The sequence below is a fragment of the Paenibacillus sp. GbtcB18 genome, from assembly GCF_019091125.1.
GTDB lineage: Bacteria > Bacillota > Bacilli > Paenibacillales > NBRC-103111 > Paenibacillus_F > Paenibacillus_F chitinolyticus.
The window spans coordinates 1-13,217 of record NZ_JAGXJX010000023.1 but is presented as its reverse complement, the minus strand read 5'-3'; the positions used below and the strand labels follow the sequence as shown (position 1 = coordinate 13,217).

Below are 13,217 nucleotides of genomic sequence, written 5' to 3'. Positions count from 1 at the left end.
CGGATCAGATGAAGCAAGCGGTGGATAAGGCGATCGCGGTGTTCGGCGCGATACACGGCGTCATTCATGCGGCGGGCATCATCGGTGACCGGGAGTTGCGAGTGATACCTGAGACGGATACAGAGGTAGCAAGCTGGCATTTTATACCCAAAGTGTATGGATGGTACGAACTTGAACGTCTGCTGCCTGTGATCCGGCCGGATTTCTGTTTGATGCTCTCTTCGCTTGCATCTGTACTGGGCGGCTTAGGCGCTACTGCTTACAGCGCAGCTAATTTGTTCCTCGATCACTGCATACAACTGAGAGCTCGCGGGACAGGTATAGAATGGCTGACTGTTAACTGGGACGGCGCTGCTTCTGATGAGGAAACGGCGGAAGGATTGGCCAGAATTCTAAACAGCTGCCATCTGACTCAGATCGTGAGCAGCACCATTGATCTGGAGTTTATGATGGACAAATGGATTACCAGAGCGGACGCTTCCCCTGCTGCCTCCTCGGATAATCGTCCTGCACAAGGACGGCACCAAAGACCTAATTTGAAAAATGCTTATATAGAGCCTTCCAGCGAGCTTGAATCTACAATTGCCGGCTTCTGGAGCGAACTGCTCGGTATAAGCCCGATCGGCATATATGATCACTTCTTCGATCTTGGAGGAGATTCTCTGCTAGGCACACAGCTGATTGCCCGGCTGAGGAGTGCTTTTGAGATAGAATTGTCCTTGCACTTGCTGTTCCATGCGCCTAGCGTGTCGGAACAAGCTGTATTTATTGAAGAGCAAGTATTAGCGGAGATTGAAGCACTGGACGAGGAAGAAGTCGGCAAGGTGCTTCAAACGTAAGCAAGTCATTCATAATTGGGCGGTGGACTATGACTATTCGTAAAGTTGGCGTTATCGGCGCAGGCGTAATGGGACGAGGAATTGCCCAAAATTTGGCGCAATTTGATTTTGAAGTGGTATTAGTCGATATAAAAGAATCCATTCTGCAAGCGACATTAGAGCGGATTGAGAAGGAAGTTCGGATTAGCCGCATGTTCGGCGACCGTGCAGGCGGTAAGGATGAATCCGCGGAGATTTTATCCAGAATTACGACGACGACGAATATGGAAGATCTGCATGATGTGGATTTCGTCATTGAGAATGTAACAGAGAAGTGGCATATCAAGAAAGAAATATATCCGGTTCTCGATCAAATCTGTCAGCCGCATTGCGTGTTCGCGGTCAATACATCGGCGATTTCCATCACCAAAATCGCAGGTTTGACGAGCCGCCCGGACCGGATACTCGGCATGCATTTCATGAATCCGGTGCCACTCAAAAAATTGGTAGAAACGATCCGGGGCTACCATACTTCGTTGGAGACCATCGCGATCGCAAATGAGCTTTTGGGTGGAATTGGAAAAGAAAGCGTTCTCGTGAATGATATGCCCGGCTTCGTCTCCAACCGGGTGCTGATGCTTACAATTAATGAAGCTATCTATCTGTTGCAGGATCAGGTCGCTACCCCGGAGGATGTTGATAAAATTTTCAAGGAATGCTTCGGTCATAAGATGGGTCCGCTCGAGACTGCTGACTTAATTGGACTGGATACGATTCTATATTCCATCGAAGTGTTGTATGAAAGCTTCAACGACAGCAAATACCGGCCATCCCCGCTTCTGCAGAAAATGGTAGATGCAGGACTCCACGGCAGGAAGAACGGTAAAGGCTTTTACCAATATTACACCGGATAAATCTCATAAAGGGAGAGATAGAAGATGGAAGATAAAAAAGCGCAGTTGTTAACTTTCTTTTCGAAGTATTTCCATAACCAGAAGATCGCAGATGATACGGATATTTTCTCATTAGGCATAAATTCGCTTCTGGCCATGGAATTGGTTATGTTCCTTGAGAAAAACTTCCAGATTTCGATCGGCAGCGAGGATATGGAGATCGAGAATTTCAGAACGATTAACAATATTCTGGCGTTACTGGACAGAAAAATCCCTCAGGAAAGAGCAGTCTACTGACTGCGCTTGAGGTAGGTGAAGGAATGAAGATAGCGTATACCGAGAATCAAGCCGCTGTTCAGAAAGCCGCACGCGAATTTGTCACCAGGGAGTTGCTGCCTTATGCCGATTCCTTCGATATGGAGCAGGAGGTTCCCCGACATGTCATCCAGAAGGTGGCGCAAGAGGGCTATCTGACACCGATGATTCCGCAAACTTACGGAGGACTCGAATTAGACGCGATTGCGGTTGGCTGCTTGAATGAAGAAGTTGGACGAGCGTGCTCATCCATCCGGAGTTTGCTTACAGTGCACGGTATGGTGTCATTAGCCTTGCTAAAATGGGGCAGCAGCGGGCAGAAGGATAGATGGCTCCCGCTCCTGACCAGCGGTAAAGCCATTGCTGCTTTCGGCCTTAGCGAAGAGAATGCCGGCAGTGATGTGCAGGGCATACAGACGAGAGCCGAGCGTATCGGCGAAGACGTTCTAATCAACGGCTCGAAGAAATGGATTACGTTCGGGCAGATCGCGGATCTCTATCTGGTATTCGCCAAACTTGAGGACAAGCCTGCGGTGTTCCTGGTTGACCGGGCGACATCGGGACTTACCGTTACTCCGATTCGCAATATACTAGGTACCCGCGGTTCGATGCTGGCAGAACTTAAATTCGAGAATTGCAGGGTGTCGATGGACCATCTCATCGGGGCGGTCGGCACGGGGTTATCGCATGTCGCTTCTTCGTGCCTCGATTACGGCAGATACAGCATCGCGTGGGGCTCTGTCGGATCCGCTCAAGCCTGTCTGGAAGCTAGTATCGACTACACAAGAAGCAGGAAGCAGTTCGGCAAGCATTTGAATGAGCAGCAGCTGATCCAAAAAATGCTGACGGAAATGATTGTCGCCATTAAATCCGCAAAGCTTCTGTGCTGTAAGGCAGGTTATTTGAGAGACAAGGGAGAGCCGGAAGCGATTATGGAGACTTGGATCGCGAAATATGCGGCGTCCAAAGCCTTTTCCTCCGTAACCGCTTCGGCTGTGCAGCTTCACGGAGCTTACGGAATAAGCGCAGAATCGCCAGTGGAGCGTCATTTTCGTGATGCGAGAATTATAGAGATCATTGAAGGAACTTCACAGATGCATGAAATTCAGATCGGAAGCAATGCCATCCGGTTCTATCAATAGACGGGAAACGGATTACTAATGGGATGTGAGGATTCATGTTAAAGTTAATGGCCTTCGCGGAAACGATCACGCCGGCTTGGCTAAGGGAGAACCTTTTAGAATCAACCCATTTCCATGCAATCCGCGCATTGACCAAAAGTGTCATCTACAAGAGTCCGGTTACCGTAATTTTCCGCCTGCTGCTTGAATATGACGAAGGTGAGCGTAATAACAGGCCGGACAGTTTGCTTTTGAAAATAAAAAAAGCGAATGAAGATACAGAAGTGGGTCAGAAAGAAGTGACGTTCTATAATTACCTATTACCCTTGTTAGAGGGAATTTCGACAGTAAAATGCTATTACGCCGGGTTCGTGGAGAAAAAGGCGCTATCTTGTATCATCATGGAAGATTTGACACAAACCCATTCCTCTCCAGAATTTGCTCTGCCTCCGCCCTTCATCCAATGCGAAGAAGCGATGCGCAGTTTGGCCAGATTTCATGGCAGTTGCTGGGATCATGGGGCGGTGCTGGAGCAGGTTGTCGAAAGAGCGGGACGCTTCACCCACCGCAACTTCATGACGACCCGTTTCGCAGAGACGGAGGAACTGGTCGAGCGTTTCCTGTTCTTCATGGGAGACCGGTTAGCGGACCAACGCCGGTCTCTGTACACGAAGCTTGTTCAATCCGGGGGACGCTTGTTAGCTGAACGGCTGAATCGCTCGAAGCATTTGACACTCGTTCACGGAGACGCCCATCTATGGAATTTTTTATATGCGAATGAAGCGTCCAATGATGGAAACCGGGCGGCGATAGTGTTGGACTGGGAATATTGGGATGTCGGTGTGGGACCGACGGAGACGGCGTATGCGGTTGCGCTGTGGATGTTCCCCGAACAAAGAAAAGCGGTCGAGAACAAGCTGATGCTTACGTATCACAATGAACTTGTCAGCTCCGGAGTCTCCGGGTATAGCTGGAATCAATGCAGGCATGATTACCGGATCGGATTGTTGCAGAACCTGCTCTATCCCGTGTGGCACTGGCATAACGGAGAACGGGCTGAATTATGGTGGAACCACCTGGAGCGTGCCTTGCTGGCTGCACAAGATTCGGGCTGCGAAGAACTTCTATAAAAAGGGGGCTGCCATATGGCGGACAAGGCGACAAAGATCAAGTGTCTGGTATGGGACTTGGACAATACACTCTGGCAGGGCGTGCTTCTCGAAGATGCCAATGTGAGCCTGCGCCCAGGCGTTGCCGAGATCATTCGGACGCTGGATGAACGAGGCATTCTTCAATCGGTATCGAGCAAGAACGATCATCAAGCGGCGATGAACAAGCTGGAGGAATTCGGTCTGGCCGAGTATTTCCTTTATCCGCAAATTAACTGGAATGCCAAATCGGAATCGATCAAGCAGATTGTTCAATCGATCAATATCGGGCTGAACACTATTGCTTTTATTGATGACCAGCCATTCGAGCGGGAAGAGGTGGCCTATTCGCTTCCAGAAGTCGTCTGTTTGGACGCTTCTCTTGAAGAAGTTCTTCAGCTGCCGATGATGAACCCGGATTTCATTACAGAGGACTCCAGACGCAGACGTATGATGTACAAAGAGGATTTGGTGAGGAAAGAAGCCGAGGAGGAATATCAAGGACCTAAGGAGGCATTTCTGCGATCCCTTGACATGTCGTTGACGATTTCGTTAGCAACGGAAGATGATCTGAAGCGTGCGGAGGAGCTAACTGTTCGTACCCATCAACTGAACACGACTGGCTATACCTATTCATACTACGAGCTGAACGCATTCCGGCAATCCGACCGCCACAAAATATTTATTCTCGGTTTGACCGACAGATACGGGGATTACGGAAAAATCGGACTGGTGCTGATAGAGTGCGATGAGAAGGCCTGGACGATCAAATTGCTGCTTATGTCCTGCCGGGTCATGTCCAGAGGGGTCGGAACGGCGGTCATTCATTATCTAATCAATCTGACGCTTCAGCTGAACGTAACGTTAAGGGCTGAATTCGTTCACAATAAGGTAAACCGCATGATGTACATCTCGTACAAGTTTTCTGGTTTCAAGGAGATCGAGGAAGATGGAGCCAAGGTCTTATTCGAGAATACGTTAACGGCCGAGCAGCCAATCCCCGACTATTTTGTGCTGAATACACCTGGAAATCACGTATTGCTTGGTGAGGGAGTTGGATAGTGTCCTATGAGCGATAATCACCTGCAGAATCGCCGCGAGTCCTTATCTCCAGAGAAGCGAACCCTTCTCGAAATGAAGCTGAAAGGCAAAGCGGTGGCTCCCCGGACGGAGTTGCCGAAGGTTGCTGCACCTCCGGCGGAAGATGATCAAACTGGCGGCTATCCGTTGTCCTATTCCCAGCAGCGCCTCTGGTTCTTCCAGGAATTATTCCCGGACAGCACCGCTTACAATGAGGCTGTCGGCATGGTTATTACAGGCTCCCTTCATTATGCGGCGCTCGAAGATTCCGTGAACCAGCTTGTGAAGCGGCATGCTGCGTTGCGGACGGTATTCAAATCGGAGGATGGACACGCATTCCAGATTGTTCAGCCATATGAGCCTGTAACGATCGATCGTATCGATATGAAGCGTCTGATGCCGGCGGATCGGCGTGAGACTGTGAATCGAGTCAGTACAGAGGCAGTCAACAAGCCGTTTGACATGGCAGAACAATTTTTGTTCCGGGTTGTCTTGCTCGAATTGTCAGAAGATGAGCATATCCTGCTGCTGATCACACACCATATCATTTCGGATGGATGGTCAATGGGGATTATGTTCAAGGAACTCTGCCAAGGCTACGAGGCTGCTCTGAGAGGAATGCGCGCACAATTGCCGGCATTGCCTATCCAGTACAATCAGTATGTCAGCTGGCAAAAGGAAAATTTGCAGGGCGCGAAACTGCAGAAGCAGCTGGACTATTGGAGAGACAAGCTGCAAGGCATTCAGCCCACATTGATTCCTACGGATATGCCAAGACCGGACAAGCCGTCATTCAACGGGGGAACACATTTATTTCTAATATCCGCCTCGCTGCTGGAGCGGCTGAAAGTGCAAGGCCGGGCGTACGGTTTCACCTTGTACATGCAATTGATGACGGCCTTTCACATTCTCCTGCACCGTTATACGAATGCCGAAGAAACCGTCGTCGGCACCCCGGTCGCTAACCGCAGTCTCAAGGAAAGCGAAGGGATGATCGGTTTCTTCGTCAACACGCTGGTATCTCGTATTCATCTGTCTGGCCGGCCTACGTTTTTGAATGTATTGGAACAAATCAAGCAATCCACCATCGACGATTTGGAGCATCAAGAGCTGCCGTTTGAAATGCTGCTAGAAGAGCTTCATGTGGAGCGCAACTTAAATCGCAATCCGATGTTTCAGCATATGTTCACCCTTCAAAATGCTCCTGTTGAACGGATCCAGCTGCCGGGTCTTCATATCACCGAATATCCGGTTCAGCGACAATCGAGCAAATTCGATACGTGGCTGAGTGTGTTCGAGAATGTAGACCATTTGCGCGTCATCCTTGAGTATGCTACGGATCTGTTTAACCGGGAAACGATTGAACGGATGGGGACGCACTTCATCACGATTATCGAAGCGATGGTGTCGAATCCGAAGCAGCACATCGCTGCATTCCCGCTGGTTACAGCCGGGGAACAATTCAAGATCACGCAGGAATGGAATGCGACGGAAACGGTGTACGGGGGCGGTGAATGTCTACACCGGTTGATCGAGGATCAGACGGATCGCCTGCCGGATCAGGAAGCGGTCGTCTTCGAAGGTAGAAGCTGGACATACAGCCGGCTCAACACGGACGCGAACCGGCTGGCCCGCTATTTGCGCGGCCGGGGCGTACAGGCGGAAGTTCCGGTCTGCATCTGCATGGAGCGTTCGTACGAGATGGTCGTGAGCTTGCTCGCCGTGCTGAAAGCCGGCGGCGCGTATGTCCCGATCGACCCCGGCTACCCCCGGGAACGTATCGCATACATTCAAGCCGATTCGGGCGCTTCCCTCACGCTGACGCAGCGGGGAATCGCCGAACGGTTTGGCTGGCAGGAGCCGGGACTACTCCGGGTGGACGAAGCAGCCGGGCAGTGGGCGGCTGAAGCCGGACATAATCTGGCGGATGCGGACACAGGCGGCGACGGATTGGCTTACATTATTTATACGTCCGGGTCGACCGGCCAGCCCAAGGGAGCGATGAACACCCACCGCGGTGTGTGCAACCGCCTGAAATGGATGCAGGAGAAGTATCAGCTCTCGGCAGCGGATCGGGTGCTGCAGAAAACGCCGTTCGGGTTCGACGTATCGGTATGGGAGTTTTTCTGGCCGCTGATGACGGGAGCGGCGCTGGTGCTGGCCCGTCCGGAAGGCCATAAGGACAGCGAATATCTGGCCGAGCTGATCCGGGAAAAGCGGATTACGACCTTGCATTTTGTGCCTTCGATGCTGCAGGTGTTTCTGGAAGAGCGTGGACTTGCGGCCGGCACAGGGCGGCTGCGGCAAATCTTCTGCAGCGGCGAGGCGTTGCCGTACGAGCTGATGGAGCGGACGCGGATGAAACTTTCGCATGTGGCGCTGCACAATTTGTATGGACCGACGGAAGCAGCGATTGATGTAACGTACCATCCCTGCGAAGTATCCGAAGTCAGACGGACCGTGCCGATCGGCCGTCCGATCGCGAATATGCGCATGTATATTCTGGACGACGAGATGAATGTCGTGCCTGCGGGTGTGAAGGGCGAGCTGTACATCGGCGGACCGGGTATAGCAAGAGGGTATTACCGGCGGCCGGGGCTGACGGCAGAGAAATTCGTGCCGAATCCGTACTGCAGCGTACCTGGCGAGCGGTTATACCGGACGGGCGATATCGGATGGTACCGGAGCGACGGCGAGATCGAATATGCGGGACGGAAGGACGATCAGATCAAGATTCGCGGATTCCGGGTGGAGCACGGGGAGATCGAGGCGGCGTTGTCGGGGTATGAGGAAGTGCGTGAAGCGACGGTCATGGTGAAGGAAGACGAACGCGGCAAGCGGTTGATCGCTTACGTGGTGGGCAAGAAGGAAGGCGAGCCGGTCAATAGCGCACAAGTCCGGACGTACCTGTCGGGCAAGCTGCCAGAGTATATGGTGCCTGCAGGGGTAGTGACGCTGGCGGAGATGCCGCTCAGTGCGAACGGAAAGCTGGACCGCAAGGGATTGCCCGAGCCAGGCGAGCTGCTGGCGGCGGAGCGAGAACAGCAGTACGCGGCGCCGGAGAATGAGGCGCAGCGGGTGATTGCCGAGGTATGGCAGGACGTGTTGAAGCTAGATCGGATCGGCATTCACGACAATTTCTTCGCCCTCGTCGGCGACTCAATTCTAAGTATTCAAGCTGTGTCGCGCTTGAAGAATCTGGGTTATAGCTTGTCGCCTAAAGATCTGGTTGCGCATCAGACGATCAGCGAATTGGCGAAGCGTGCTGAAAAGAAAGTCGAGGGTTCGCTCTCCTTGCCTTATGAGGCTGCCAGCGACAAGGATTATCCGCTGACGCCGATCCAGCAATGGTTTTTCAGGCAGCCGATTCTTCATCCGAATCACTACAATCAGAGCTTATGGCTGGCAGTCAGACAGCCTTTGAATATCGGAGCATTAAATCAGGCGCTCGCATATGTAGTGTCCAGGAATTATAGCCTGAGAACGCAATTTATCAAACATACCTCTTGGGTATCACGAGTAGGGCCATTTGAGGCTGCAACGATTGTTGAAATTGACCTCAGTGATATGGACAGCTCGACGCGTGACCTTAAAATTGCCGGTATCGCTTATGAAGCGGCAGGGTCGCTGGAACTGTCGGCAGGGCAGCTTATACGCGTGCTCCACTTCTCCTTTGGAGGCGATGAACCGGAACGCTTGTTACTGATCGTTCATCATCTCGCCGTAGACGGGGTATCCTGGAGAATTTTACTCCGGCAGTTGGAACAAGCTTACTTTCACTATGACCAACAAGCTGAACTGTCTGAACGTCAAGTGCTGCCTTATTCCGTGATCGCGGAAGAGCTGTACAAATCTGTGGCAGACGGGGAGTGGCGCCAACGTTTGGAACGCGAGAAAGCGTACTGGCTTTCAGAAACGCTTCAGGAGAAGGCGGCGGCTGCCAATCCGTGGAGAACGGGCGGGGACGCGTCGAATTCAACCATCGCTAGTCTGGTCCGCTTCGCGGGGCAACAGGACACCCAATATTTATTGAAGGAATTGCCTAAGCTGCTTCGCATGAGGATGGATGAAGTGTTGTTGGCTGCACTAGGCATGACGCTTCACTGCGTCCTCGGCAAGGATGCTTTTATTATCGATCTGGAACGACATGGCCGGGATTCTCTCCTGGAGGAGCTGGATTTGTCAGACAATGTGGGCTGGTTTACATCGATCTTCCCTTTCCTGCTTGAGCGTCCTCCTGGGCTTACCCCCAAAGATTGGCTGATCCAAGTGAAGGAACAGATGCGGAAAGTGCCCGGACAAGGGACTGGTTACGGCGTCTTGAAATATATAGCAGATTTGACCGAGACCGAAGCTTCCAGACTTTTGCCGGACGGTGCCATCTGCTTTAACTACCTCGGACAGGTAGATTCGACCGATTCCAAGCTCTTTGCGTTAATGCAAGATGAACACGACATCAACAAAAATCATTATGAGTACAGAAAACATGTGCTGGAGATCAACGCCAGACTTGTTGACGGATCGCTGCAAACGGATTGGATTTATGCAGAACAATCGTTGTCCGAATATGAAGCCATAACGCTGGCCGACATGTTCTCTCAAAGCTTGGGCCAGATCATTGCGTTCTGCAAAGGGCTGGACGGGGAGATACATACCCCTGCTGATTTTCCGCTTGCGGATATTAATGAAGACCAGTTGAAGAAGATTGCAGAACTGCTGGCGATTGCGGACGGGAGGATTGAAATTGCGTCTACATAACGTTGAGGACATTTATCCGGCGAACTATATGCAGCAACTGATGCTTCTTCATGTCTATTCATCCCCGGAATCAGATGTACTCTGCGAACGGTTCAGTTGCAACTTGACCGGTGCGGTGGATGAACACAGCTTCCTAAGAGCTTGGCAGGATGTTGTCAACCGTCATTCGAGTCTCCGAACAGTTTTCTTGTGGGAAGGGCTTGAGAAGCCGCTTCAAATTGTAAGGAGTCAAGCCGAATTGCCATGGCGGAAGGTTGATTTACGTCACTTGACGCCGCAAGCGCAGGAGCGGGAAATAGATGCTTATAGCGCAAGCATAACCGTTGTCCGGCCGGAGCAAGCGCCGATGATGCGCGTTACGCTCTTTCAAACCGGCGATACGGATTACCGGCTGTTCTGGCATTATCATCACTTAATTCTGGATGGCTGGTGCAACTCGCTGATTCTTACCGAAGTGTTCGAGAGATACGAGGCATACCGGCAGGGCATAGCTTTGAGCCTTGCGCCGGCAAAGCCTTACAGCTCCTACATGTCCTGGCTGCTAAAGCAAGATATGAAACAGGCGGAGTATTTCTGGAAGCAATATTTGAATGATTTCCGTGAACCGGTATCTCTTCCGCTGGCTCGCTATGACTCTTCTCTTCCATCGGATTATGGCGAAGTGTCCATCACCATCAATGAGATATTGACCGAACAGTTGTTAGGTGCAGCCCGCCGCGGACAAATCACGCTAAACACGATGACACAGTGTGCATGGGCCTTGCTTCTCGGCTATTACGCGAATAGCTCGGATGTTGTGTTCGGTGCGGCTGTGTCGGGAAGACCTTCCGAATTGCAAGAGGTAGAAACCATGATAGGGCTGTTTATCAACAACTTGCCTATCCGTATACAATGGACCGCGGACAGCCTGTTGTTGAATGTGTTAAAGGATGCGCATATCAGCCAAATGGAAATTAAGGAGTATGAACACTGCCCGCTATCCCTCATCCAGGACGGGTGTTCGTACTCCAGCGGATCCAGACTGTTCAACAGTCTGATCGTATTCGAGAACTATCCCGTATCAGAGGCCCTGGAAGAGCGCTTGGGGAATGATGTCCGGGTATCGGACATTGCCGACAATCTCAAGACAAGCTATCCGATGACCGTCGTTGTAGTACCGGGCGCGCAGCTTACGATCCGATTAATTTATCAGACCCAATATTACGATCAACGGCAGGCTGCGGAGGTTTTGGGTTGTCTAAATGATATTCTCCGTCATATGACACTGGAGCCTCAGTCAACAGTAGCGCATATGTTTGGACTTCAGCACGTTTTCCCGGAAAGTCCTGTTGCTGTTCCGTCCTCTGAAGAGAAGAGCGACCTATTCACGGCAGATGATGATTATTATTATCCGAACCATACGGTTGGTCGGCAGATCGAGCGGCTGTGGAAGGAACTGATGGGAACCCGAATGGGCATACGCGACAATTTCTTCGAAGGTGGCGCGCATTCCATATCGCTGTTTACGATGCACAGCAGGCTGGAATCGGAATTAAACATCCGGTTTCCGATTGTTGAGATGTTCAAACAGCCAACGATTGAGTCGCTGAGCATATTTCTGGAACGCATCGTTTCGTCAGAACCGTCACCGATCATGGAACTCAGCAAGGCGGCACGCGGGGTGGAGCGTGGACAGAAGCAACGGGAAGCGATGGCAAAGCGGCGGCAACCTGTCGGTACTGATAGGAAGAGAGGGCATTAGATGAACAGCGAAAAAGAAGCAAAGATCGAGATGGAGGGCGTAGCCATCATCGGCATGTCCGCCCGCTTCCCCGGCGCAGATACAATCGAGCAGTTCTGGGAGCTGTTGCGGTCGGGGAAGGAAACGATTACGTTTTTTTCGGAAGAGGAGCTGCAGGCTGCAGGAGTGGACCAGCGGTTGCTCGCTAATCCGGATTACGTCCGGGCTAACGGGATATTGAACGATGTTGACCGTTTTGATCCAGCCTTCTTCGGAATTACGCCTAAAGAAGCGGAGTACATGGATCCGCAGCAGCGAATTTTTCTGGAGTGCGCATGGGAGGCGCTGGAGGCTGCCGGCTATGCTAATTCGTCAGCCGGTACGTATACGGGCGTTTTTGCCGGATGCCCTTCAAGCACGTATTTTATCCAGCAAATCCTGCCCAGTTCGGAGGAAACGCTTGCTGCGGGGGCTTGGAACATCGCGATTGGTAACGAGAAGGATCATTTGCCTACGCGAACGTCCTACAAACTCAACCTTAACGGTCCCAGCGCAAATATCAATACGGCTTGTTCCACATCACTTGTGTCGGTGCATATGGCTTGCCAGAGCCTGTTGAATTATCAATGCGATATGGCTTTGTCGGGCGCAGTTAATATTAAAGTCCCGCAAGTATCCGGTTATTTGTATCAGCAAGGGTGGATTGCCTCGCCAGATGGCCATACTCGGGCATTCGACGCCGATGCGAAAGGATCAAGTTTCGGCAATGGTGCAGGCGTCGTCCTGTTGAAGCGGGTAGAAGATGCGCTAGCGGACGGGGATTTCATTTATGCGGTAATCAAAGGATCAGCTATCAATAATGACGGCTCCGCCAAGGTAGGGTACACCGCACCGAGCGTAGAGGGTCAAGCAGATGTTATAGCTAACGCGCACGCATTTGCCAATGTCGAGCCGACTTCAATAAGCTATATCGAATGTCATGGCACGGCAACGGCGCTTGGCGATCCGATCGAAATTACAGCATTGGCCCAAGTATTCGGTGAGAGCCCGGGAAATCCGTATTGTGCGATCGGCTCGGTTAAAACGAACATCGGCCATTTGGACGCTGCTGCGGGGATGGCGGGACTGATCAAGACAGTCTTGTCTTTGCATCACAAACAGTTGCCGCCGAGCCTTCACTTCGAACGGCCGAATCCCGAGATCGACTTTGCCCGGACGCCATTCTACGTGAACACCGAATTGAAGCCATGGGCAGGCGAATATCCCCGCCGTGCGGGCGTGAGCGCCTTCGGCACTGTCGGCACCAATGCGCATGACATTCTGGGGGAAGCGCCGCCAGCCGTGCCATCTGGCGCTTCGCACCG

9 protein-coding genes are annotated in these 13,217 nt (G+C 51.8%); all 9 read left to right on the top strand.

The window, feature by feature from the left end:
* The coding region (locus KVT34_RS28890; RefSeq protein WP_217563133.1) for a KR domain-containing protein at window positions 1–839 on the top strand (839 nt) is incomplete at its 5' end.
* 29 nt (window positions 840–868) lie between these two features.
* On the top strand, window positions 869–1,732 hold the full coding sequence (locus KVT34_RS28885) for a 3-hydroxyacyl-CoA dehydrogenase family protein (RefSeq protein WP_217563132.1): 864 nt from the start codon (window positions 869–871) through the stop codon (window positions 1,730–1,732).
* A 24-nt stretch (window positions 1,733–1,756) separates the two neighbouring features.
* A complete protein-coding gene (locus tag KVT34_RS28880) occupies window positions 1,757–2,008 on the top strand; it encodes an acyl carrier protein (RefSeq protein ID WP_217563131.1) in 252 nt (83 codons plus the stop codon).
* Window positions 2,009–2,031: 23 nt separating this feature from the next.
* Window positions 2,032–3,168 carry an acyl-CoA dehydrogenase family protein gene (locus KVT34_RS28875; protein WP_217563130.1) on the top strand — a complete coding sequence of 379 codons (1,137 nt, stop codon included), beginning with the start codon at window positions 2,032–2,034 and terminating at the stop codon, window positions 3,166–3,168.
* A 35-nt stretch (window positions 3,169–3,203) separates the two neighbouring features.
* On the top strand, window positions 3,204–4,277 hold the full coding sequence (locus KVT34_RS28870) for a phosphotransferase (protein ID WP_217563129.1): 1,074 nt from the start codon (window positions 3,204–3,206) through the stop codon (window positions 4,275–4,277).
* A gap of 15 nt (window positions 4,278–4,292) precedes the next feature.
* Window positions 4,293–5,357 (top strand): HAD-IIIC family phosphatase, encoded by a 1,065-nt coding sequence (locus tag KVT34_RS28865; RefSeq protein WP_217563128.1) that lies wholly within the window; start codon window positions 4,293–4,295, stop codon window positions 5,355–5,357.
* Between the two features lie 6 nt (window positions 5,358–5,363).
* Window positions 5,364–10,133 carry a non-ribosomal peptide synthetase gene (locus KVT34_RS28860; RefSeq protein ID WP_217563127.1) on the top strand — a complete coding sequence of 1,590 codons (4,770 nt, stop codon included), beginning with the start codon at window positions 5,364–5,366 and terminating at the stop codon, window positions 10,131–10,133.
* Complete coding sequence (locus KVT34_RS28855) at window positions 10,120–11,874, top strand: condensation domain-containing protein (protein ID WP_217563126.1); 1,755 nt, start codon at window positions 10,120–10,122, stop codon at window positions 11,872–11,874. The genes KVT34_RS28860 and KVT34_RS28855 overlap by 14 nt, the downstream gene beginning before the upstream one ends.
* A partial coding sequence (locus KVT34_RS28850) for a type I polyketide synthase (RefSeq protein WP_217563125.1) occupies window positions 11,875–13,217 on the top strand: 1,343 nt, incomplete at its 3' end.